This window comes from Streptomyces sp. NBC_00663 (assembly GCF_036226885.1).
Classification (GTDB): domain Bacteria; phylum Actinomycetota; class Actinomycetes; order Streptomycetales; family Streptomycetaceae; genus Streptomyces.
Window position 1 is genome coordinate 2706388 of the sequence record NZ_CP109027.1, and the last position, 23620, is coordinate 2730007.

Sequence of the window (23620 nt, forward strand, 5' to 3'; positions counted from 1 at the left end):
GCCGCGCGGGCGCGGCCAGCCACAAGAAACCCGCAGCCGCCAATGATCAGAAGCACCCCACTGAGTAGGCGCGGTTCAACCCTTGACCGCGCCCGTCAACATGCCCTTCTTGAAATGCCGCTGCACGAACGGCGAAAGCACAGCCACCGGAAGCAGAGCCATCACCATCACAGCCATCTGAACGGCCAGCCCCGACAACTGCCCGGTCTTGATCGCCTGCCCCAACCCCACCGGCGCCTCCTGCTTCTGCACCAGCTGGATCATGACGTTCTGCAACGGCATCATGTCCTGGTCGTTCAGGTACAGGGACGCGTTGAACCAGGCGCTCCAGTACCCCACCGCGTAGAACAACGTGATCACGGCGATCACGGCCCGGGACAGAGGCATCACGATCTGCCAGAGGATCCGGAAGTCCCCGGCCCCGTCGATGCGCGCACTGTCGGTCAGCTCCGACGAGATCCCCATGAAGAACCCGCGCAGCACCAGGATGTTGAAGACACTGATCGCGCTCGGCAGGATCAGCGCGAGATAGCTGTCCGTCAGTCCGAGGGTCTGCACCAGCAGATACGTCGGGATGAGCCCGGCGCTGAAGAACATCGTCGCCAGCAGGACCATCAGGATCCACCGGTGCCCGAGCGAGTCGGTCCGCGACAGCCCGTACGCGCAGAGCACGGAGACGGTCATCGAGAACGCCGTACCCACCAGTGTGACCAGCACGCTGATGATCGCCGCCCGGGTGACCTGCCCTCCGCTGAGCAGCTCCTGGTAGGCCACGAAGGTGATGCTCTTCGGCACCATCACCAGGCCGCCGGCCTCGTCGATGGTCTTGCGTGACGAGAGGCTCGTGACCACCACGATCCACAGCGGGAAGAGAATCGCCAGGCACGCGATGCCGAGCACGAGCCCCTTGCTCGCCAGCCCCGCCCTGGAGGGAGGCTCCTCCCAGACCGGCCGGGGCGGCGCGGCCCACCAGCCGGGTTCGCGGGGCGGGTTGTCGATGCCGGGCTTGTCGATGACGGCGCTCACTTCTTGTACACCCCCTGCTCGCCCATGAGATGGGCCACCTTGTTCGCGGCCAGGACGAGACCGATGCTGATGACGCCCTTGACGAGTCCTGCGGCGGCCGCGTAGCCGAAGTCCTGGTTGCGGACGCCGTTCCACCACACGAAGGTGTCGAGCACTTCCGCCGCGCCCGGTCCCACCGCGTTTCTCTGCAACAGGATCTGTTCGAAGCCGACGGTCAGCGCGTCGCCGACCCTGAGCACCAGCAGCAGCGCGATCACCGGCCGCAGCGCGGGCAGGGTGACATGCCACATGCGGCGCCACCGTGAAGCCCCGTCCATGGCGGCGGCCTCGTACAGGTCCGGGCTCACGGACGCCAGCGCGGCGAGGAAGACGATGATCCCCCAGCCGGCGTCCTTCCACACCGACTGCGCGGTGACGAGGAACTTGAAGGTGTTCGGGTCGGTCATGATGTCGAGGCCGTCGTAGCCGTGGTCGCGGAGCAGCGTCGACAACAGTCCGGCGCCGCCGAGCAGTTGCTGGAAGACCGCGATCACCAGCACCCACGAGAAGAAGTGCGGCAGATAGAGAACGGCCTGGGCGATGGCCCGTACCCGGGGCCTGACCACGCTGTTGATGAGCAGCGCGAGCAGGATCGGGATCGGGAAGAACAGCAGGAGCTGGAGGAAGAACAGCACCAGCGTGTTCTGGACCGCCGACCAGAAGGACGAGTCGGCGAAGATCCGCTGGAAGTTCTCCAGCCCCACCCAGGGGCTGTGCAGCATGGACACGACGCCGTTGTCGCTGATGTAGGGGTCGTAGTCCTGGAAGGCCACCACGTTGCCGAGGATCGGCACGTAGTTGAAGAGCAGTACCAGGACGACGGCCGGCAGCGTCATCAGGAGCAGGACGCGGTCGCGTCTGATCCTGAGCCGCAGACTCAGCCTTCCCTGGCGGCGCTTCCTGCTGGAACCGGTGGCGCCGCCGGACGCCACCGGGGTCTTCGCCGTCGTGTCGGCCTCGGTCCTGCTCCGAGGCACCGTGCTGTGGGACACGGCCGTTCTCCTTGCCTCGGTACCTGGTCAGCCGGCCGCGGAGCCGTTCTCGTCGAGGATCTGCTTGTACCAGTCGCGCAGTTTGTCGCCGCCCTTGCTCTTCCAGTCGGAGACCGCCTGCTGCATGTCGCTGATCTTCTTGCGGCCGCGGACGATGTCGTCCTCCAGCTGCTCGAAGTCGTTGGCGAGGTTGGTGTAGCGGTTGGGCTCGGTGATCTGCATGCCCCAGAAGGCGGACTTCTTGGTGAAGGCGCCCATCCGCTGCTCCCACTCGACCTGGCCCTTGGCGACCGCGGGGAAGTCGGGGTGCGCGATCGTCGCGGCGGGGCTCGCGACCATGACGTAGGCGTTCATCACGTCGAGGTTGCCCTGGTCGGTCTTGGTGGGCACGCCGTCCTTGACGGTGTAATGGGTGCCCTCCACACCGTAGTTGGTCATCATGTACTCCTTGGTGCCGTACGGCGCCGCGGTGGTGTTGGCGACGGCGAGGACGTCACGGATGACCGACTCGGAGGCCTTCTTGTTGACGAAGGCGAAGATGCCGGCGGGCTGCTCGGCGTAGATGGTGGGGTTGCCGCCGTCGTGGCCCCAGACGTCCATGCCCCAGATCTTGAAGTCCGGGTTCTGGGTGGCCTGTTCGGCGGTGCGGCTCCACCACTGGGAGATGTTGTTGGGGTAGATCAGGAACTCGCCCGCCGCGAACTTGGGCCCGGGGTCGGGGGCGTTCTTGCCCATCTTGGAGTCGGGGTGGACGACGCCCGCCTCGAACAGCTTGCGGGACCATTCGATCGCCTCGAGGTACTGGTCGGTCTCGATGCGGTTGACCAGCTTGCCGTCGACCATGTCCCACCACAGCGGCTTCTCGCTGCCGGAGAAGACACCGAAGGCCTGCCAGGCGGTCCACTTCATGTCCAGGCACGCCCAGCGCTTGGCCTTGGCGTTGGTGATCTCCTTGGCCAGCGCCATGAACTCGTCGCAGGACTTGGGTATTTCGTACCCTTCCTTCTCGAAGATGTCCTGGCGGTACAGCGGGACGATGCTGGGGGCCCACGGCGCCGGCATCGGCAGTCCGCGCAGCTTGCCGCCGAAGATGGAGCGCTGCCAGGCACCCGTCGGGATCGCGGCGAGGTTCGGGTAGTCCTTGACCGCGTCGCCGGACAGGTACGGGCCGAGGTCGGCGAACTTGCTGATGATGGCGGTGGGGATCTTGCCGTTCATGTTCCAGCCGGGGACGACCACCACGTCCGGGACGTCGCTGGAGGCGAGGACCGCGCCGAGCTTCTGCTCGTAGGTGTTTCCGTCCTGGTTCTGCCACTGGACGTCGACGCCGATCAGGTCGTTCATCGCCTTGTAGTAGGCGTTGTCGCTCTTGGGCGGGGAGCCCCAGAACGGCGACATGACGGTGACCTTGCCGCCCTTGCCGAGCTTCTTCTCCACCGACGTCTTCAGCGTGGCGAGGTCCAGCTTGCTGGTGAAGCCGATCGCGGAGCCGTTCTTGGCGGGGATGTCGGGCGTCACCACGTTGCTGGCCACATAGGCCGGAAGGATCTTCTTGGCGTCCTTGTCCGACGTGGTGCCGTCGCGCGATCCGCTGTCCGAGCCGCCGCAGGCGGCGAGGAGCGGCATCCCTCCGGCCACCGCGGCGGTGGCTACCGCCGTGGAGGCGAGGAAGCTTCTCCGGCTGGGCCCGGAGGAGGCGGAAGCGGCGTTCGGCGTCATTGCGTCAACCCTTCATGGCGCACCAGGACACCCGGCGGTGGGCCGTCGGCTGCGGTGTCTTCAGTGGAACTGGCTGAGCCGAAGCGTTCCTTCGACTTCTACGGTCGATGCGTAGTCGAAGTGGGCGAAGTAGTCGAAGCGCTTCGATGTTGCTGTGAGGTTAAGTGAAGCCCTGTGGGTGCACAAGGGTCGCTCCCAATATTCCTCGGAGGCCTGGGAGGTGACCTTTTCTTATGCACCGCTTGAAGTGATGGCGCTGCTCCCTTGACACCCGCCCTGGTGTCGAATGAGCATCGAAGCGCTTCGAAAGAGCTTCACCGCTCCACTCCAAGGGGAACCCCACGTGACCGCACAGCCGACGCCCACACCGCCCTTCCGCGATCCGCAGCTGCCCTTCGCGAAGCGCATCGACGATCTGCTGTCGCGGCTCACCCTCGACGAGAAGACCGCGTTCCTGCACCAGTTCGCGCCGGCCGTGGAGCGCCTCGGCATCGCCGCGTTCCGCACCGGCCAGGAGGCACTGCACGGCGTGGCCTGGATGGGCCCGGCGACGGTGTTCCCGCAGGCCGTCGGTCTCGCCGCGACCTGGAACACGGATCTCGTACGACGGGTCGGCGACGCGGTGTCGAAGGAGGTCCGCGCGATGCGGGCGCGCGACGACCGCGTGGGCCTCAACGTCTGGTCGCCGACCGTCAACCTCCTGCGCCACCCGCTGTGGGGCCGCAACGAGGAGGGCTACTCGGAGGACCCGAAACTGACGTCCGCGATCGCCACCGCGTACACCCACGGACTGCGCGGCGACCACCCGACCTACTGGCGCACCGCCCCCGTCCTCAAGCACTGGCTGGCCCACAACAACGAGACGGACCGGGCCACTTCGTCCAGCTCGGTGCGCCCGCGCGTGCTGCACGAGTACGACCTTCGCGCCTTCCGCGAGACCGTCGAGGCGGGTGCGGTGGCCGGGGTGATGCCCTCGTACAACCTGGTCAACGGCCGTCCCAACCACGTCAGTCCGTATCTGCGCGAGCACCTTCGCACCTGGACGGACGAGGACCTGCTGGTCTGCTCGGACGCGGGCGCGCCCTCCAACCTGGTCGACTTCGAGCACTACTTCGACACCCACGAGGAGGCCACGGCCGCCTCGCTGCTGGCCGGCGTCGACAGCTTCACCGACCACGGCACGGACAACTCGCTGATCGTCGGGCGGCTCAAGAGGGCCTACGAGCAGGGCCTGCTGAGCGAGGCCGACATCGACACGGCGGTCCGCCGTCAGCTCTCGGTCCGGTTCCGGCTCGGCGAGTTCGACGGCTACGACGAGCCGGGCGCCTACGACACCCCCGAGCACCGGGCCCTCGCCCAGGAGGCGGCCGAGCAGGCGGTCGTCCTGCTGCGCAACGACGGGGTGCTGCCGCTCGCGCCGGACACCCGGCTCGCCGTGGTCGGTCTGCTCGCCGACGAGTGCAAGCTCGACTGGTACAGCGGCACCCTGATCCACCGGTCCACCCCGCTGGAGGGCCTGTACGAGCGGTTCGGCGCCGAGCGCGTGGAGTTCGCGGAGGGCGTGGACCGCGTCCGCCTGCGGACCTCGACCGGCGCCTTCCTCCACGTACCGGCCGCGGACGCCGACGACGAGGTGCGCGGCGTCGAGGGCGCCCTGGACCCGGCGCTGCTCGCGGGCCGCACCGACCTGCCGCCGCTGACCACGGACCCGGCCGGCACCGAACTCGCGCTCGTCGACTGGGGCGAGGGGCTGCTGACGCTGCGCGCCCCCGACGGCCGCTATCTCTCGGTCGCCGGGGACGGCTATGTCCGCGCCTCCGCCGACCAGCCCGGAGGGTGGGTCGTCCAGGAGACGTTCCGGCTCGAACCCCATGAGAACGGACACCTCCTCAGGCACGTCGGTACGGGTCGCCACATCTCTGTCGCCGCCGACGGAGTAAAGGTTGCCGACGAGAATCCGGAAATCTCCGGGGACCCGGAGATCTTCGAGCTGATCATCGCCGAGCACGGCAGGGACGCGGTGGCCCGGGTCGCCGCAGAGGCGGACGTGGTCCTGGTGGTCGCGGGCAACGACCCGCATCTGGGCGGCCGTGAGACCGAGGACCGTACGACCCTCGCGCTCCCCGCGCACCAGGAGCGGCTGCTGCGTGCCGCCCGTACGGCCAACCCGAACACGGTGCTGGCCCTGGTCTCCGCCTACCCGTACGCGGTCGAGCCCGGACCGCTGCGCGCCGTGCTCTGGACGGCGCACGGCGGCCAGGCCGCGGGCACCGCCCTGGCCCGGGTCCTGGCCGGGGACGTCTCCCCCGCGGGCCGCCTCCCGCAGACCTGGTACACGGACGACGCCGGCCTGCCCGACCTGCTCGACTACGACGTGATCGGCGGCCGGCAGACGTACCTCTACTACGAGGGCACGCCGCTGTTCCCGTTCGGCCATGGCCTGTCGTACGCGTCGTTCGCGTACGCGGACCTGAACTCCCGGGTCGAGGAAGGGACGTTGCGCGTCTCCTTCACGGTCACCAACACCGGCGACGTGACGGCCGACGAGGTCGCCCAGCTCTACACGCGGGCCGTCGACCCGTCGGTGCCGCGCCCGCGCCGCCAGTTGCTCGCGCACCGCCGGGTCACCCTGACGCCGGGCGAGAAGACGGGCGTGGACTTCGAGGTCCCGCTGCCGGAACTGGAGTTCTGGGACGTGGCACAGGGCCGCGCACGTCTCGAACCGGGTCCCTACGACGTACTGGTGGGCGCCTCCAGCGAGGACGTCCGGCTACGCACGACGATCGTCCTGGACGGCGAGCCGGGCACCCCGCGTCCGGTGGCCGGACGCGGCCTGGACGGGGCGGACTTCGACGAGCAGAGCGGTGCCGAGATCGTCGACCGCACGAGGACCACGGGCGACGCGGTGACGCCGGCGCCGGACCGGACGGCCGAACTGCTCTACCGTGCCTGCGACTTCGGGCCGGGCGTCACGGAGGTGACGGTGACCGTGGCGGGCGAGGGCACGGTGGAGGTGTCGCTGGACGGCGGCACGGCGGCGGCCGCGCTCTCACCGCGAACGCCCACGTCGGGACCGTACGACTACGTCACCCTCGCGGCGGAGCTGGCGGTCTCCGGTGTGCACGACGTCCACCTCAGACTGCGCGGCCCGCTGCGGCTCGCGCACGTCGGCTTCTCCGGTTGAGGGTCCGGAGGAGACGGCACAGAGAAGGGGCCCGGCACCGGAAGGCAGCGGTGCCGGGCCCCTTTTCGGAAGCCTAGCTGAAAATGGTTCCCATTAGCTAGATCTCACCGGCTGGAGAAGGAGTCTCAGAGAGCGAGCCCCGTCAGGACCAGCACCCGCTCGTAGGTGTAGTCGTCCATCGCGAACTTCACGCCCTCGCGGCCCACACCGGACTGCTTGGCGCCGCCGTACGGCATCTGGTCGGCGCGGTAGGAGGGCACGTCACCGACGACGACGCCGCCGACCTCAAGGGCGCGGTGGGCGCGGAAGGCGGCCTGGAGGTCGTGGGTGAACACGCCCGCCTGGAGGCCGTACTTGGAGTCGTTGACGGCCTCGAAGGCCGCGTCCTCGCCGTCGACCTTCTGCACGGTGAGGACGGGTCCGAAGACCTCCTCGCAGGAGATCGTCGTGGTCGCCGGTACGTCGGTGAGGACGGTCGGCGCGTAGGAGGCGCCATCGCGGTCGCCGCCGGTGAGAAGGGTGGCGCCGGCCTCGACGGCCTCCTTCACCCACGCCTCGACGCGCTTGGCCGCGTCCTCGCTGACCAGCGGGCCGACGTCGGTCTTGTCGTCGCTCGGGTCACCGGTGACCTGGGCCTCGACGGCGGCGACGATGCGCGGCAGCAGCCGGTCGTACACGGACGCGTCGGCGATGACCCGCTGCACGGAGATGCAGGACTGGCCGCCCTGGTAGTTGGAGAAGGTGGCGATGCGGGTGGCGGCCCAGTCGAGGTCCGCGTCGCTCGCGAAGTCGCCGAGGACGACGGCCGCGCCGTTGCCGCCCAGCTCCAGGGTGCAGTGCTTGCGCGGCACCGAGTCCATGATCGCGTAGCCGACCTTCTCGGAACCGGTGAAGGAGATGACCGGCAGGCGCTCGTCCTGGACGAGGGCGGGCATCCGGTCGTTCGGCACCGGGAGGATGCTCCAGGAGCCGGCCGGCAGCTCGGTCTCGGCGAGGAGGTCGCCGATGATCAGGCCGGAGAGCGGGGTGGCGGGCGCCGGCTTGAGGATGATGGGCGCCCCTGCCGCGATCGCCGGGGCGATCTTGTGGGCGCACAGGTTCAGCGGGAAGTTGAAGGGCGCGATGCCGAGGACGACGCCCTTCGGGAAGCGCCGGGTGAGGGCGAGCCGGCCCTGGCCGCCGAGGTCGGTGTCGAGGCGCTGGGCCTCGCCGCTGTTGAAGCGCCGCGCCTCCTCCGCTGCGAACCGGAACACGGAGACGGCCCGGCCGACCTCGCCGCGGGCCCACTTGATCGGCTTGCCGTTCTCGGCGGAGATGAGCTGCGCGATCTCCTCGGTGCGCTCGACGAGACGCCGGCTGACGTGGTCGAGGGCGGCGGCACGGACGTGGGCCGGGGTGGCGGCGAACTCGTCCCGCACGGCGTGGGCGGCGGCGACGGCCTCCTCGGTCTGCGCGTCGCTCGGCACGCTCACCTTGCCGACCACCCGGCCGTCCCAGGGCGAGGTGACGTCGAAGCTGTCCTCGCCGGTGACCTGGCGGCCGGCGAGCCAGAAGGCGTGGGTGGAAGTCATGTCCCGGCCCTTCCGCGTAGGGGGTGTGCGTTGGCTTTCGGGGTCCACGGTAGGGGTGGGGAGGCCAGGGGGTGTTTGTCCGGGGTGGAGTGGTGGGGGGCGGGGGTGTGCCGGTTTGGTGGAGTGAACGGACGGGACGTGCCGCTGCCACCCTCCGACAGGCGGTGAACGGACCGGACACGCCGCTGCCCGCCCACCGGCAGGCGGTGAGCGGGCAGGCGGAATGTCAGTTGCCCGCCTCAGGGAGGCGGCGGGATCAGGCTCGCTTGAGGTGGACGGCGACCGTCTCGCTGACGGTCACCGGCTGGGCGTAGTCCGGGTCCGTCGCCGTCGCCCGGGTCTCGACCTCGACGTCACCGCGCTGGAAGGGGACGTCTCCGGTGGGTACGGCCGTCGCGGTCCAGGCCACCGGGGCGCCCGGCGTGCAGGACACGGACGTGCTGAAGGAGCCGCGGATGAGCTTCTGGCTCTTCACCTGGGTGATGTCGCCCGCCACCTCCACCCGCACCGGCTTGTTGCAGCTCACCGTCCCGTGCACGGTGGCCTTGCCGTTCAGGGTGCTCGCGGTGCCGTCCACGGCCACGGCGAGGCCGAGGTCGAGCTGCGCGGGCGGGGCCGGGTTGGCGATGTGGACCTCGCCGCGGGCCGCGGTGCTGCCTCCCTCACAGTGCTGCACGAAGCTGGCGTCGAGCTTCTCGACATAGCCCTGCGGGCCGAACTCCACGTCGGTGATGGTGAACTCGCCGGTGAGCGTGTTGCAGCCGCGCCCGTTGCCGCTGAGGTCAAGGCCCGGCTCGGTCGGCTCGTTGAACGGGTAGCGGGTGGCTCCGGTGTAGGTCCCCGGCGCCAGGGTCTGGCCGGACGGCGCCGTGAGATCCAGGTACCACCAGTCGCCGTTCGCCCCGTCGACGGAGAGGTGGACACCGTTGTCGGTGCTGTCGGCGGAGATGTTCAGACGGTCCTGGGACGCAGTCGAGTAGGCGTAGGACTGGCCGCCGCTGACCCAGTCGCCCTCGTCGCCGCTGAAGGCGAACGACCCGTCGGTGACGGGCAGGGCGTGAGCCTCGGTGCCGGTCAGCAGGCCGGTCGTGCCGGCGGCCATGCTCAGGGTCAGTGCGAGGACGGCCGCGGCTCGGGCGAGGACGCGTGCGGGCGCGCTGGTTCTCATGAATTTTCCCCCCTGCGGATGAAGTGCCCCGTCGCCGGTGGGAGCGCTTTCCCCGTACCGGCGCAGCGAGTCTGCCCTTCGGTGGGATGCATGACAACTGTGTTTCAGGAGACGGCAGTTGTGGTTTCGGCCAACACCTGGGACCGGCCTACTCCGACGCCGTCGCCTTCAGCGCCAGCCACAGCTCCATCCGTACGTCCGGATCGTCCAGGGACCGTCCGAGGATCTCCTCCACCCGCCGCATCCGGTACCGCAGGGTGTGCCGGTGTACGCCCAGGTCCGCGGCGGCCGCGTCCCACTGGCCGTGCCGGGAGAGCCAGGCCCGCAGAGAGGCCACCAGGTCTCCCCGGCCGGTCGCGTCGTGTTCGTACAGGGGCCGGAGCAGCCCGTCCGCGAAGGCCCTGACCGCGTCGTCGGCGAGGAGCGGCACCACCGAGCCCGCCGCCAGCTGCTCGTGCTCCACCCACAGCCGTCCCCGGCGCCGGGCGACGGACAGCGCCTGCTCGGCCTGCTTGTAGGCCGCGCCCGCGGCGGTCGGGCCGGCCGGCGCGGAGACCCCGACGACGAGTCCCGCGGCCTCGCCCTGCTCTCCCGCACGGGCGGCCTCCAGTACGGCCGTGTGCTCCCCGCAGGCGCCGGCCGCCGCGCCGCCGTCCGCGGCCAGCACCACCAGCCGCTCCCCCTCGGGCACGACCAGCACGGCCTCCCCGGCCCGGGCCGCCGCCGACTCCACGGTCTCGGTGAGGGCTCCCAGCGGATCACCGTCGGCGGCGCCGTCCACGACTCCCCGCACCGTCGACTCCAATTCGGCGACGATCACCCGGAACGGGGCGTCCAGCAGGGCGCCGTACAGATCACCGGCCACGGCCCGCGCATGGTCCGGCTCGCCCGCCAGCAGCATCCGCAGCACCGCCGCCCCGATCCGCTGCTCGGCCGCGTACAGCGACCGGGACCGCTCGGTCGTGAGCGTCAGCAGCGCGATCGCGGAGTGCACGGCGTAGCGCTCCGCCGTGCCGAGCGCCGCGGCGGTCCCCACCGCGAGCGCGGCCCGGGGCCGCCGGCCCGTCCCGAGGGAGTGCAGCTCGACCCGGTCCTCGCCCTCCGGACCGCCGACCACCGACGACGCCGGCGCGGCCCGCTCCCGCAGCCGCTCCACGTCCGCGGTCAGCCGCGCGGCCCGCCGCCCGGCCCACTCCGGCGCGGTGGCGACGACGGCACCCGAGGCGTCGTACAACGCCGCCCAGCCGTCGACCTGTGAGGCGAGGGCGGACAGCAGCCCCTCCGGGCCCTCCGCGAGCGCCTGCCGGGTCAGCTCGCGCTGGGCCGCGAACCCCGCCGTCACCGACCGGTACTGGTCGGCGGCGATGGCGGCGGACACGGCCTTGCTGATGGCGAGGAAGGGGGTGCGCCGGGGCACCTCCAGCAGGGGCAGTCCCTCGGCCTGCGCGGCGGTCACGAGCGCCTCGGGGATGTCCTCGTAGTTGACCCCGACGGCGAAGCCGAGCCCGACGACCCCGGCACCGACCAGCCGCTTCACATAGCGCCGCATCGCCTCCGGGTCCTCCGCGTCCAGCTTCAGCGCGGTGATCAGGAGCAGCTCCCCGCCCTCCATGTACGGCACGGGGTCGGCGAGCTCGCTGACGTGTGCCCAGCGCACGGGGACGTCGAGGCGGTCCTCGCCCGCGCGCACGGTCAGCTTGAGCGCGGAGTGGTGGACGAGCGAGGAGAGGGTGGGCGGCATGAGGCCTTCAGATCAGAGTGGTGGGGCCGAGGTGATCATTTGGCCGCCGTGTATGACCGGCCTGTGCCGATTCTGCCTCACCGTACGGTCCCGCTCAGCCCCTCAGCCCCTCAGCCCCTCAGCCCCTCAGCCCCTCAGCCTCTGAGGTCGACCAGCAGGGGCGGAGTGTGCTCCCCCTTGACGTCGGTCAGCGACAGCACCGCGTGCCCGGGCGGCACCGCGTGCGCCAGCTCGGACGCTGACCAGCGCTCCCGCTCGACCTGGCGCACGGTCACGGCCTCCGTGGTGACGGCCTTGCCGGTGACCAGCTTGCGCAGGGCGTGCATGACCCGGGTCATCGGCTGGTCGGCGAAGACGGTGTGCTGGGCGACGTCCTTGGTCTCCACCCACTCCGTGCCCCAGGCCTCGGCGAAGCGGCCGCCGTCCCAGGTCGTCACCCCGGACAGGGCCATCCGGCAGCCGACGGCCCCGTACAGCGGCCCGTGCAGGGCCTCGGGGACGTCGGAGACCGAGCGCAGCGCCAGCACGACTCCGGCGTTCCGCGAGCGCAGCCGCTGGATCCGGCGCAGCGACCCGGGGGTGACGGTGCCGGTGGCGTCGTCGAGGACGAGGCCCACGAAGTGGTCGCGGGTGCCTTCGCCTTCCTCGGCGACCCGCGCGAACTGGGCCAGCACCAGCCGGGCGATCAGCCGCGCGGCCTCCTCGTGGCCGTGCCGGGGCAGGTCGATACGGACCCGCAGTGGGTGGTGAGCGACGGCACGAAGAGAGAACGGACGGATGTCGCCACCCGAGCCGTCACCCGAGCGACTGCCCGAACCAGTCCCCGAACCGCTGCCCGAGCCGAAGAAGCCGTCGAACGCGGGCCGGTCGAGCAGGGCGAGCCGGTCGGCGAGCGCCGGGCCCGGGTCGCCGGGGGCGCCGGCCTGCCGGACGCGGGCGTCGAGCTCGCGGCGCATCGCCGTGTGGCGGTCCCCGGCCAGCCGTTCGCGCACGTCGGCGAGGGTGGCCGGGTCGCCCTCCAGCAGCTCCCGCAGGACGGGCAGGCTCGGGAAGCGGCCGTACGCCGCCCGGTAGGGGCCCAGCAGCTGGGCGAGCGGCCGTACGGCGCGCTCGGCGCCCATGGTGTCGAGGTCGCCGGCCAGCGCCTCGGCGAGGAACCCGGCCGCCTCGTCGGGATCGTCGACCTCGGCGTAGGGGTCGAGGTCGTGCACGGAGGCGGGGTCGCCGACGCGGACGACCACGTCGTAGGCGGTGTCGGGCCCGAGCGGGGTGCCGGCGCCGCTCACCACGACGACGGCGCAGCTCCCGGTGAGGGCCTGGAGGGCCAGGGTCTCGGTGACCGGGGCGATCACCTGCCGGGTCTTGCCGGCGCCGGACGGGCCGACGACCAGGAGCGAGGTGCGCAGGGTCTCCGGGCCGAGGGCGGCGCCGACCCCGCCGTACGCCAGGGGGGTCCGCTCGGCCTCGGTCCACCGGCCGATGCGGACCTGTCCGGTGAGCAGGTCGTGGCGGGCGGCGCGGTGGGTGAGGTCGCGGGCGCCCGAGGGGTGGGTGAAGGCGGCGGCGCCCTGCCTCAGGACCGTGTCCGTGAAGTCGGCGAGCCGGCCCAGCCGTCGGGCCCGGGTCCAGCCGCGTTCGATGCGGGCGCAGTCCACGTCGTTCATCCGCCCGGCGAGCAGTTCGGCGGCGAGCAGCTCGGCGGCCTGGTGCTGACCGGCCTCGCGCAGCTCGGGCCAGCGGGCGCGGGGCTGTTCGGTCACCCCGGCCGGGTCCTGGCCGTGCGCGGCGCGGCGCCGGTCGGCGAGCCAGGTCCGGGCCAGGGGGAGCCAGGCGCCGAGGCGGGCGAAGGGCCACAGGACGAGGAGGACGACGACCGTGTCGAGGAGTTGCTTGGACGGCGACTCGTAGACCCCGTACCCGTCGGTGATCAGCACGAGCAGGGAGAACAGCGGGGTGACGACGGGTACCGGGTCCCAGCCGACGCCGGGGAAGGCGCCCGGGAAGACGAGGCTGAGCGCGATGAGCGCGATCAGGGCGGCGATGAGGGCCCGCGCGGGCTGCGCCTTGCGGCCGACGAAGTGCCGGGCGACGACGGCCCAGCCTCCGAGCCGGATCACCACGTAGACGAGCACGGCGAAGGAGATACCGCTGTAGACCTCCAGCGCCTCCACACCCGGATAGGGCACCGCCTCCCCCGCCAGCTGCTTGGGCGAGGCCAGGGTGCCGCCCCACCACCAGTCGTCCGGCGTGAACAGCCTGAGCACCGTGAACTCGTACGGCACCTCGCCCCGCCGCCAGAAGGACCAGACCACGAGGCCGACGACGAGGGGGATCAGCATGCCCGCGACGGTCACCGGGGAGAGCCGCTCCGCCTTCCGGGCCGCCTTCGGCCGCTGGTACCCGAACCGCCAGATACCGGGCTCCGCCGCGGGCCGCTTCTCGTTCAGCCAGTTGGCCACCAGCGTGCCCGGGCTCTGCCCCGGCTGCGGCGGCACCCGCGGCGCGTCCGGTGGCCCCGCCGGACGCGGCACCGGGTTCGCATGCGTACCCCGAGCGTCCTGCGTCCCGTCGCTGTCCATCGCCCCTGCTCCCTGACCAGCCGTTCCGTCCACCGTCAGCGGCCAATCTAACGCCCCCACAAGGGGAGTTCACCGCTTACGCGGCCGCTACGGCCTTTGCCCGGCGCCCGGCGGTGCGAAGCCCGCCCGCGGCTCCGCTATGTCCACCACGGACAACCCGTGCCCCTGACACCGCCCACATGGAGCATGCCCACCCTCCGCTCCCCGCCCTAGCCTGCGAGAAAAGACAAGAAAGCATCCGCAATACCCCCAGGAGCCCCTCATGAGCGCACTTCCGCAGGAGCGCCGGATCGTCACCGCCATCCCCGGCCCGAAGTCGCAGGAGTTGCAGGCCCGCCGTCTCGAAGCGGTCGCGCAGGGCGTGGGCTCGGTGCTGCCCGTGTTCACCGCGCGGGCGGGCGGCGGCATCATCGAGGACGTCGACGGCAACCGGCTCATCGACTTCGGCTCCGGCATCGCGGTGACCAGCGTCGGCGCCTCCGCCGAGGCCGTCGTACGCCGTGCGAGCGCCCAGCTCGCCGACTTCACCCACACCTGTTTCATGGTGACGCCGTACGAGGGGTACGTGGAGGTCGCCGAGGCTCTCGCCGAGCTGACCCCCGGTGACCACGCCAAGAAGAGCGCCCTGTTCAACTCCGGCGCCGAGGCCGTCGAGAACGCCGTCAAGATCGCGCGTTCGTACACCAAGCGGCAGGCCGTCGTCGTGTTCGACCACGGGTACCACGGGCGTACGAATCTCACCATGGCGCTGACGGCGAAGAACATGCCGTACAAGCACGGCTTCGGGCCGTTCGCCCCCGAGGTGTACCGCGTGCCGGTCGCCTACGGCTACCGCTGGCCGACCGGTGCCGAGAACGCCGGCCCCGAGGCCGCCGCGCAGGCCATCGACCAGATCACCAAGCAGGTCGGCCCGGACAACGTCGCCGCGATCATCATCGAGCCGGTGCTCGGCGAGGGCGGCTTCATCGAGCCCGCGAAGGGCTTCCTGCCGGCCATCCGCCAGTTCGCCGCCGACAACGGCATCGTCTTCGTCGCCGACGAGATCCAGAGCGGTTTCTGCCGTACGGGGCAGTGGTTCGCGTGTGAGGACGAGGGCATCGTCCCGGACCTGATCACCACCGCCAAGGGCATCGCGGGCGGCCTGCCGCTCGCCGCCGTCACCGGCCGCGCCGAGATCATGGACGCCGCGCACTCCGGTGGGCTCGGCGGTACGTACGGCGGCAACCCCGTCGCCTGCGCCGGTGCGCTCGGCTCCATCGAGACGATGAAGGAGCTCGACCTCAACGCCAGGGCGAAGAACATCGAGGCGATCATGAAGGCCCGCCTCGGGGCCATGGCCGAGAAGTTCGACATCATCGGTGACGTCCGCGGCCGTGGCGCGATGATCGCCATCGAGCTGGTGAAGGACCGCGCCACCAAGGAGCCGAACGCGGAGGCCACCGCCGCCCTCGCCAAGGCCTGCCACCAGGAGGGCCTGCTGGTCCTCACCTGTGGCACCTACGGCAACGTGCTGCGCTTCCTGCCCCCGCTGGTCATCGGCGAGGACCTCCTCAACGAGGGCCTCGACATCATCGAGCAGGCCTTCACCCGCATCTGAGGCGACCAGCTCAGGCGAGCAGCTCAGGCGACCAGCCGAGGCGAAACCCCTCTTTTCACAGCCGTCCCCGGCGTGAACGCACAGCGGATTCCGGGTCTGGGGCGGCCGACGGCAGAGGGTGTGAAGAAGGTGTGCGGGGTGCATGGCAGGAGCCGATTCCGGCTGTCGTACCCCCACTCGCTGCCGTAGGTTCTACCCAGATGAGAGATACACCCCGCCCACAGGGGACTGTGGGCGACATCAGGCCGGGGCCTCCCCAGCTTCGACCTGGTCGTGCCCTCGCGCACACAACCGGAGCCTCCGGCTCCGGATCTCCTCACCGATCGGACGGTCACGCGCCCCAAACCCCCCGGGGCGCGCGACGATCCGGTCCGGACGGCCGCCCCGGAACCACCCCCCCTGTTCCGGGGCGGCCGACCTCCTTTCTTGGGTCCTCCCTCCTTCTCGGGCTTCCGGCCCTCCTCTTCGCGCTGATCACCTGGCAGGTCGTGGCCGACGGCCCCCTGCTCCGCCTGGACGAGCGCGTCAGCCGCGCCCTCCTCCACCCGGACCGCGCCTGCGAACTCCTCTCCGACCTGGGCAACATCCAGGTGGCGGTGCCGGTCCTCGCCGTCGTCCTGGTGTACGCGGCTCTGCGCGCCCGGCGTACCGGCACGGACCGCTGGTGGGTACCGGCCACCGCCGCGGCCGTTCTGATGGCCCTGGTCCCGGCGCTGATCATCCCGCTCAAGGAACTCACCGCCCGCCACGGCACCCACGTCGTGCCGCCCGGCGACGGCTACTACCCCTCGGGCCACACCGCCACGGCAGCCGTCGCCTACGGCTCCGCGACGCTGCTGCTCCTGCCGTGGCTCCGAACAGCGTGGGCCCGCCGCACCCTCGTCGCGCTCTGCGCCCTCGTCGTGCTCGGCGTCTCCTTCGGGCTGGTCCGCCGGGGCTACCACTGGCCGCTGGACGTCGTCGCCAGCTGGTTCCTGTGCGCGGTGCTGCTCGGGTCGCTGTGGCTCTTCCTCAGTCGGTGGGGCCCCGACCGGCAGCCACCACCCAGCCCTTCCGCGGAACGGCCCTGACCAGCCCGCGTTCCCTGAGGACCTGGTAGGCGCGCTCGCCGACCCACACCGCGACGCCCTCCGACGCGGCGAGCCTCCTCGGGCTCGGCAGCCGTTCGCCCGGGAGCATCCGGCCCGCCGTGATGTCGGCGCGGAGACGGTCGGCCAGCCGGGTCCAGAGCTCCTCGGGGCGGCCGTTGTACGTGTCGTTGTGGCGGGGCCGCTCGGACCGGATGGCGTGCCGCTCGGCCTCCTCCGCGTCGGCCGGGTACTCGATCCTGATGCCGATGACATCGGGACCCCACGGCTTGTCGCGCAGATGGGTGCGGACACGGGTGAGCGGACAGGTGGAGATGCCGACGTACAGCAGGCCCTCGACGCCGTAGAGGCGGTACAGCGCCGTCCCGCGCCCCGCGTACAGGCTGCCTTCCTCGTCGAACAGGCCGCGCAGGAACTGGCTGTCTATGTCGGTCATACGGCCCGGCTCCTTCGCGTCGTCAGGATTCCGGCCGTATCAAGGTAGTCGTCCCGAGGCAGTCGGAGACCGCCTCTTCGGGCGGTTGTCCGCGTCGGCCGCACGGGCGGCCGACGAGATGTCGGACGAAGGACGCGTGAAGAGGCGTCACGGTGTCACGGTGTGCTGTCGGGAAGGGGGAATGTGACAGCCCGCGTGACAGTGCGCCCCTCGGGCGGGGTCAGCCTCAGTCGTCCGTGGCCAGCCCCGCCGCCGCCTCGTGCATCGCCAGTTCGAGGAGCGCCGGATCGGTCAGGGTGCCTGAGCCGTCGGGCGGGACCAGCCAGCGGACCCCGCCGGTGGAGCGTCCGGGATACGGCACGACGATCCAGGTGCCCGCACCGGCCGTGCGGATGCCCGTGCCGACCCAGCGCGCGGCCGTGCCGGGCGGCACGAGGAACCCCATCCGCGCGTCACCGAAGTCGACCAGCACCGGACCGGGCTGGTCGATGATGCGGGTGAGGACGTCGAGCGTGGGGTAGCCGAGCTCGCCCGGCAGGATGAGCACGTCCCAGGCCTTGCCGGCGGGCAGCAGCGCGACCCCGAGGGGGTTGCGTTCCCACTCCCACCGGCAGGCCTCGGGATCCGGAGCCACGGATGCCAGCCACTCGACCGCCGTCTTCGCCCCAGTCATGAGGGGACCTCCCTTTTCCTCCGTGGACGCGGAGCGCGTCCACGAGGGAGAGGGAGGTCCGGGCCTGGCATTACGCGGGTTTCGGCACCTTGTTGGAGTGAACTGGATCACACGCCGAATGCGCCCCCGGCACCGCCGAACGCGCCCCCGAAGAACGGGGCTCAGCTGTCGAAGCCCAGTCCCAGCCGGTCCATGGTCTTCAGCCACAGGTTGCGCCGCCCGCCGTGCGAGTCCGCGCGCGCGAGCGACCACTTGGTCAGCGCGATGCCGGTCCAGGCGAACGGCTCGGGCGGGAAGGGCAGCGGCTTCTTGCGGACCATCTCCAGGGAGGTCCGTTCGGTGACCTCACCGTCCAGCAGGTCCAGCATGACGTCCGCGCCGAACCGGGTCGCGCCGACACCGAGGCCCGTATAGCCCGCCGCGTAGGCGACGTTGCCGTGGTGGGCGGTGCCGAAGAACGCCGAGAAGCGCGAGCAGGTGTCGATCGCGCCGCCCCACGCGTGCGTGAAGCGGACGCCCTCCAGCTGCGGGAAGCAGGTGAAGAAGTGGTCGGCGAGCTTGGCGTAGGTCTCCGGCCGGTCGTCGTACTCGGCGCGGACACGACCGCCGTACTGGTAGACGGCGTCGTAACCGCCCCACAGGATCCGGTTGTCGGCGGAGAGCCGGAAGTAGTGGAACTGGTTGGCCGAGTCCCCGAGGCCCTGTCTGTTCTTCCAGCCGATCTCCTTGAGCCGCTCGTCGCTCAGCGGCTCGGTCATCAGCGCGTAGTCGTAGACCGGGACGGTGTACGACCGCACACGCTTGACCAGGTTGGGGAAGATGTTGGTGCCGAGCGCGACCTTGCGGGCGCGGACCGACCCGTAGGGGGTGCGTACGGCCATGCCGGCGCCGTACGGCCTGAGTGTCAGGGCCGGGGTGTGCTCGTACACGCGGACGCCGAGTTGCGCACAGGCCCGCTTCAGACCCCAGGCGAGCTTCGCCGGGTTGAGCATGGCGACGCCTCGGCGGTCGTACAGTCCCGCCTGGAACGTCGGTGAGTCGACCTGCTCCCGCACCGCCTCCGCGTCCAGGAACTCCACGCCGTCGGCGAGACCCTCGCGCTGCATCTCCTCGTACCAGTCGCGCAGTTCCCACGCCTGGTACGTCTCGGTGGCGACGTCGATCTCGCCGGTGCGCTCGAAGTCGCAGTCCAGGGAGTAGCGGGCGACCGCCTTCTCGATCTCGTCGAGGTTGCGGGCGCCCAGCTCCTCCAGCCGGTGGATCTCGTCCGGCCAGCGGGTCAGCCCGTTGCCCAGACCGTGGGTGAGGGAGGCGGCGCAGAAGCCGCCGTTGCGGCCCGAGGCGGCCCAGCCCACCTCACGGCCTTCCAGCAGGACCACGTCCCGCTGCGGGTCGCGCTCTTTGGCGAGGAGCGCGGTCCACAGTCCGCTGTAGCCACCGCCGACGACCAGGAGGTCGCAGGTCTCGGGGCCGGTGAGCGCGGGCTCGGGGTGGGGCTTGCCGGGGTCGTCCAGCCAGTACGGGACCGGCTGGGCTTCAGAAAGTGCCTTGATCGAATGACTGCCACGGCTCATGGCGCTTGGGGCCATGATTTCAACTCCCTACAGAGCGCTACGCAGTAAAGGCCTATGCCTTTTGCTTGTTGCGGCGATTGCTGATGACCATAGAGGTCAGGACGAGCAGTACGGCGACCAGGAACATGGCCGTACCGATCACATTGATCTGAACGGGTGTGCCGCGCTGTGCCGAGCCCCAGACGAACATGGGGAAGGTGACGGTCGAGCCCGCGTTGAAATTGGTGATGATGAAATCGTCGAAGGAGAGCGCGAAGGCGAGCAGCGCGCCCGCCGCGATTCCGGGGGCGGCGATCGGCAGGGTGACCCTGACGAAGGTCTGGAACGGGCCCGCGTAGAGGTCCTGGGCCGCCTGTTCGAGGCGCGGGTCCATCGACATCACGCGTGCCTTCACCGCCGTCACGACGAAGCTGAGGCAGAACATGATGTGGGCGATGAGGATCGTCCAGAAGCCCAGCTGGGCGCCCATGTTGAGGAACAGGGTGAGCAGCGAGGCGGCCATGACGACCTCGGGCATCGCCATCGGCAGGAAGATCAGCGAGTTCACGGCGCCGCGGGCGCGGAAGCGGTAGCGGACCAGGGCGAAGGCGATCATCGTGCCGAGGATGGTGGCGCCGATCGTCGCGAGGGCCGCGATCTGGAGGCTGATCGACAGCGAGCCGCACATGTCGGCGACGCCGCACGGGTCCTTCCAGGCGTCCGTGGAGAACTGCTGCCATTCGTAGTTGAAGCGCCCCTTCGGTTTGTTGAAGGAGAACACCGTGACGACGACGTTCGGCAGCAGGAGATATCCGAGTGTCAGCAGTCCCGCGATAACGACGAGATGGCGCTTGAACCAGTTGACGAAGGCCATTTAAACCAGATCCTCCGTCCCGGACTTGCGGATGTAGAGCGTGACCATCGCGAGAATCGCGGCCATCAGGATGAACGAGAGCGCCGCCGCCGTCGGGTAGTCCAGGATCCGCAGGAACTGGGACTGGATGACGTTGCCGACCATGCGGGTGTCGGTCGAGCCGAGCAGGTCCGCGTTGACGTAGTCACCGGCCGCCGGGATGAACGTCAGCAGCGTGCCGGAGACGACGCCCGGCATCGACAGCGGGAAGGTCACCCTGCGGAACGTGGTGACCGGCTTGGCGTAGAGGTCACCGGCGGCCTCGTGGAGCCGGGTGTCGATGCGCTCCAGCGAGGTGTACAGCGGCAGGATCATGAACGGCAGGAAGTTGTACGTCAGACCGCAGACCACCGCCAGTGGCGTGGCCAGCACTCGGTCGCCGGTGGTCCAGCCGAGCCAGCTGGTGACGTCCAGGACGTGCAGGGTGTTGAGCGCCCCGACGACCGGGCCGCCGTCCGCGAGGATCGTCTTCCAGGCGAGGGTGCGGATCAGGAAGCTGGTGAAGAACGGCGCGATCACCAGGATCATGATCAGGTTCCGCCAGCGGCCCGCCCGGAAGGCGATGAGGTACGCGAGCGGGTAGCCGAGGATCAGGCAGAGGATCGTCGCCGAGCCCGCGTAGAGGATCGAGCGCAGGTACTGCGGCCAGTACTCGGACAGGGCGTCCCAGTAGGTGGCGAAGTGCCAGGTGACCTTGTAGCCCTCCTCCAGGGAGCCCGTCTGCACGGACGTGGAGGCCTGGTAGACCATCGGCAGCGCGAAGAAGACGACCAGCCACAGCATGCCGGGCAGCAGCAGCCAGTACGGCACGAGCCGGCCGCGCTTGCGCGGGGGCTTCTGCTCCGGTGCCGTCGGGGAGAGAGGCGGGGGCGCCTCGGTGAGGGTCGCCATCAGGCCGCCGCCCCTTCTTCGACACCGGCGTCGATGTCCTGAGCGGCGTCGAGGCCGAAGGTGTGGGCCGGGCTCCAGTGCAGGACGACGTCGGCGCCCGGGGTCAGCCGGGAGTCGCGCTCGATGTTCTGGACGTAGACCTCGAACTCGGGGCAGACCGCGCTGTCGATGACGTACTGCGTGGAGACGCCGATGAAACTGCTGTGGGCGATCTTGCCGGTGATGCGGTTGCGGCCCTCGGGGATCTCGCCCGCGTCGTCGGCGTGGGTGAGGGAGATCTTCTCCGGGCGGACGCCGACCAGCACCTTGCCGCCGGTCGTCGTGGGCGCGGAGCAGCGCGCCTCGGGCAGGACGAGCTTGCCGCCGCCGGCCTTCAGGACGATGTCGTCGCCGTTCTTGGTGTCGACCTCGGCCTCGATCAGGTTCGAGGTGCCGAGGAAGTTGGCGACGAAGGTCGTGTTCGGGTTCTCGTAGAGGTCGCTCGGCGAGCCGAGCTGCTCGACGCGGCCCGCGTTCATCACGGCGACCGTGTCGGCCATGGTCATGGCCTCCTCCTGGTCGTGCGTGACATGCACGAAGGTGATGCCGACCTCGGTCTGGATGCGCTTGAGCTCCAGCTGCATCTGACGGCGCAGCTTGAGGTCGAGGGCGCCGAGGGGCTCGTCGAGGAGGAGCACCTTGGGGTGGTTGATGAGGGCGCGGGCGACGGCGACGCGCTGCTGCTGGCCGCCGGAGAGCTGGTGCGGCTTCTTGCGGGCCTGCTCGCCGAGCTGGACGAGCTCCAGCATGTCCTCGACCTGCTTCTTCACGCTCTTGATGCCGCGCCGGCGCAGACCGAAGGCGACGTTCTCGAAGATGTCGAGGTGCGGGAAGAGAGCGTACGACTGGAAGACGGTGTTCACCGGCCGCTTGTAGGGCGGCAGGTTGGTGACCTCCTGGTCGCCGAGGAACACGGTGCCGGTCGTCGGCTCCTCCAGGCCCGCGATCATCCGCAGGGTGGTGGTCTTGCCGCAGCCCGAGGCGCCGAGCAGGGCGAAGAAGGAGCCCTGCGGCACGGTCAGATCGAGCGGCTGCACGGCGGTGAAGCCGTTGTCGTACGTCTTGCTGATGCCCGAGAGGCGGACGTCCCCGCCGGTTTCGTTCTTGTTCGTCACGGTGGTCACGCCCCAGTCAGCTTCGCGAACTTCTCTTCGAACTCGGTCTCTTCCTTCGAGCTCAGCGAGCGGAAGGCGTGGGACTTCGCGGCCATGGCCTTGTCCGGGATGATCAGCGGGTTGTTCGCCGCATCCGGGTCGAGCTTCTCCAGCTCGGTCTTCACCCCGTCGACCGGCGTCACGTAGTTGATGTACGCGGCGAGTTCGGCGGCCGGCTTCGGCTCGTAGTAGAAGTCGATGAGCCGCTCGGCGTTCGTCTTGTGCCGGGCCTTGTTGGGGATCAGGAAGTTGTCGGTCGACGTCATGTATCCGCTGTCCGGGATGATGAAGTCGATGTCCGGGCTGTCGGCCTTCAGCTGCACGACGTCACCGGCCCAGGCGATACAGGCCGCGAAGTCGCCGCTGGTCAGGTCCGAGGTGTAGTCGTTGCCGGTGAAGCGGCGGATCTGGCCCTTGTCGACGGCCTTCTGCATCCGGGCGATCGCCGCGTCGTAGTCGTCGGTGGTGAAGTTCGCGGGGTCTTTGCCCATGTCGAGCAGGGTCATGCCGACGCTGTCGCGCATCTCGGAGAGGAAGCCGACGCGCCCCTTGAGCTTGGCGTTGTCGAGCAGGTCGGAGACCGACTTCACCTCCACACCGTCCAGCGCCTTCTTGTTGTAGGCGATGACGGTCGAGATGCCCTGCCATACGTAGCTGTAGGCACGTCCCGGGTCCCAGTCGGGGTCGCGGAACTGGGCCGACAGGTTGGCGTAGGCGTGCGGGAGGTTCGACGCGTCCAGCTTCTGGACCCAGCCGAGGCGGATCAGCCGGGCCGCGAGCCAGTCGGTGAGGACGATGATGTCGCGCCCGGTGTCCTGGCCCGCCGCCAGCTGCGGCTTGATCTTGCCGAAGAACTCGACGTTGTCGTTGATGTCCTCGGTGTACTTGACCGAGATTCCGGTCCGCTGCTTGAACTGGTCGAGCGTGGGGTGGTGCTTCTCGCTCTCGTCCACGTCGATGTACTCGGTCCAGTTGGAGAAGTTGACGACCTTCTCCTTGGCCGAGTGGTCCTCTGCGGAGACGCCGCCCTGGGTGTTGCCGGCCGCGGGGATGCCGCAGCCGGTCAGCGCCCCGAGGCCGCCGACCGCGAGCGCGCCGCCCGCGGAGGCGCGCAGCAGGGACCGCCGGGTCATGGCGGCCCGGCCATTGCGGAAGCTGCGCCGCATGGCGGCCACTTGGGCCGGGCTCAGGCGGTCGGGCTCGTACTGCTCCATGCGCGTGGTGCCCTTTCGGAGGGTCGGCCGCGGGTCGGGCGGC

Annotated in this window: 17 protein-coding genes; 3 read left to right on the top strand and 14 right to left on the bottom strand. The window is 70.3% G+C overall.

Features of this window, described 5'->3' with window-relative positions; translation table 11 throughout:
- Positions 1-75: 75 nt before the first annotated feature.
- The 3 genes from OG866_RS12020 to OG866_RS12030 are packed head-to-tail and all read right to left on the bottom strand — an operon-like array spanning position 76 to position 3776.
- Positions 76-1026, bottom strand: coding sequence for a carbohydrate ABC transporter permease (locus OG866_RS12020; RefSeq protein WP_329334098.1), 951 nt, complete (start codon positions 1024-1026; stop codon positions 76-78).
- Positions 1023-2057 (bottom strand): ABC transporter permease, encoded by a 1035-nt coding sequence (locus tag OG866_RS12025; protein WP_329334099.1) that lies wholly within the window; start codon positions 2055-2057, stop codon positions 1023-1025. Before OG866_RS12025 ends, OG866_RS12020 begins: the two co-directional genes overlap by 4 nt.
- A 27-nt stretch (positions 2058-2084) precedes the next feature.
- Positions 2085-3776 carry an extracellular solute-binding protein gene (locus OG866_RS12030; RefSeq protein ID WP_329334101.1) on the bottom strand — a complete coding sequence of 564 codons (1692 nt, stop codon included), beginning with the start codon at positions 3774-3776 and terminating at the stop codon, positions 2085-2087.
- Positions 3777-4119: 343 nt separating this feature from the next.
- Between OG866_RS12030 and OG866_RS12035 the strand changes: the two genes are divergently transcribed.
- Positions 4120-6960, top strand: a complete 2841-nt coding sequence (locus OG866_RS12035) for a glycoside hydrolase family 3 C-terminal domain-containing protein (RefSeq protein WP_329334103.1) — start codon at positions 4120-4122, stop codon at positions 6958-6960.
- Positions 6961-7085: 125 nt separating this feature from the next.
- Here OG866_RS12035 and OG866_RS12040 read toward each other — a convergent pair whose 3' ends face one another.
- The 4 genes from OG866_RS12040 to OG866_RS12055 all read right to left on the bottom strand — a co-directional run bounded on the left by OG866_RS12040 (position 7086) and on the right by OG866_RS12055 (position 14019).
- Positions 7086-8531: an aldehyde dehydrogenase family protein gene (locus OG866_RS12040; protein ID WP_329334104.1), complete on the bottom strand. Its 1446-nt coding sequence runs from the start codon at positions 8529-8531 to the stop codon at positions 7086-7088.
- A gap of 256 nt (positions 8532-8787) precedes the next feature.
- Positions 8788-9699, bottom strand: a complete 912-nt coding sequence (locus OG866_RS12045; protein WP_329334106.1) for a hypothetical protein — start codon at positions 9697-9699, stop codon at positions 8788-8790.
- A 148-nt stretch (positions 9700-9847) separates the two neighbouring features.
- Positions 9848-11440 (bottom strand): PucR family transcriptional regulator, encoded by a 1593-nt coding sequence (locus OG866_RS12050; RefSeq protein ID WP_329334107.1) that lies wholly within the window; start codon positions 11438-11440, stop codon positions 9848-9850.
- Between the two features lie 134 nt (positions 11441-11574).
- On the bottom strand, positions 11575-14019 hold the full coding sequence (locus tag OG866_RS12055) for an ATP/GTP-binding protein (protein WP_329334109.1): 2445 nt from the start codon (positions 14017-14019) through the stop codon (positions 11575-11577).
- Positions 14020-14281: 262 nt separating this feature from the next.
- Here OG866_RS12055 and gabT point away from each other — a divergent pair, with 262 nt between their 5' ends.
- Together gabT and OG866_RS12065 are read left to right on the top strand one after the other, a co-directional pair.
- The gene (gabT, locus tag OG866_RS12060; protein WP_329334110.1) at positions 14282-15616 is read left to right on the top strand and encodes a 4-aminobutyrate--2-oxoglutarate transaminase; all 1335 of its coding nucleotides are present in this window, start codon (positions 14282-14284) and stop codon (positions 15614-15616) included.
- A gap of 230 nt (positions 15617-15846) precedes the next feature.
- Complete coding sequence (locus tag OG866_RS12065) at positions 15847-16686, top strand: phosphatase PAP2 family protein (RefSeq protein ID WP_329344062.1); 840 nt, start codon at positions 15847-15849, stop codon at positions 16684-16686.
- On the opposite strand, the gene OG866_RS12070 is transcribed toward OG866_RS12065, so the two are convergent.
- From OG866_RS12070 to OG866_RS12100, 7 genes are all read right to left on the bottom strand, one after another.
- The gene (locus OG866_RS12070) at positions 16628-17140 is read right to left on the bottom strand and encodes a GntR family transcriptional regulator (protein ID WP_329334112.1); all 513 of its coding nucleotides are present in this window, start codon (positions 17138-17140) and stop codon (positions 16628-16630) included. The two genes, OG866_RS12065 and OG866_RS12070, sit on opposite strands and share 59 nt — an antisense overlap.
- A 226-nt stretch (positions 17141-17366) precedes the next feature.
- Positions 17367-17813 (bottom strand): hypothetical protein, encoded by a 447-nt coding sequence (locus tag OG866_RS12075; RefSeq protein WP_329334113.1) that lies wholly within the window; start codon positions 17811-17813, stop codon positions 17367-17369.
- 161 nt (positions 17814-17974) lie between these two features.
- A complete protein-coding gene (locus OG866_RS12080; RefSeq protein ID WP_329334114.1) occupies positions 17975-19402 on the bottom strand; it encodes an NAD(P)/FAD-dependent oxidoreductase in 1428 nt (475 codons plus the stop codon).
- A gap of 37 nt (positions 19403-19439) precedes the next feature.
- On the bottom strand, positions 19440-20240 hold the full coding sequence (locus OG866_RS12085) for an ABC transporter permease (RefSeq protein WP_329334115.1): 801 nt from the start codon (positions 20238-20240) through the stop codon (positions 19440-19442).
- Complete coding sequence (locus OG866_RS12090) at positions 20241-21170, bottom strand: ABC transporter permease (RefSeq protein ID WP_329334116.1); 930 nt, start codon at positions 21168-21170, stop codon at positions 20241-20243.
- Positions 21170-22333: an ABC transporter ATP-binding protein gene (locus OG866_RS12095; protein WP_329334118.1), complete on the bottom strand. Its 1164-nt coding sequence runs from the start codon at positions 22331-22333 to the stop codon at positions 21170-21172. Before OG866_RS12095 ends, OG866_RS12090 begins: the two co-directional genes overlap by 1 nt.
- Positions 22330-23577: a polyamine ABC transporter substrate-binding protein gene (locus OG866_RS12100; protein WP_329334120.1), complete on the bottom strand. Its 1248-nt coding sequence runs from the start codon at positions 23575-23577 to the stop codon at positions 22330-22332. Before OG866_RS12100 ends, OG866_RS12095 begins: the two co-directional genes overlap by 4 nt.
- Between the last annotated feature and the right edge of the window lie 43 nt (positions 23578-23620).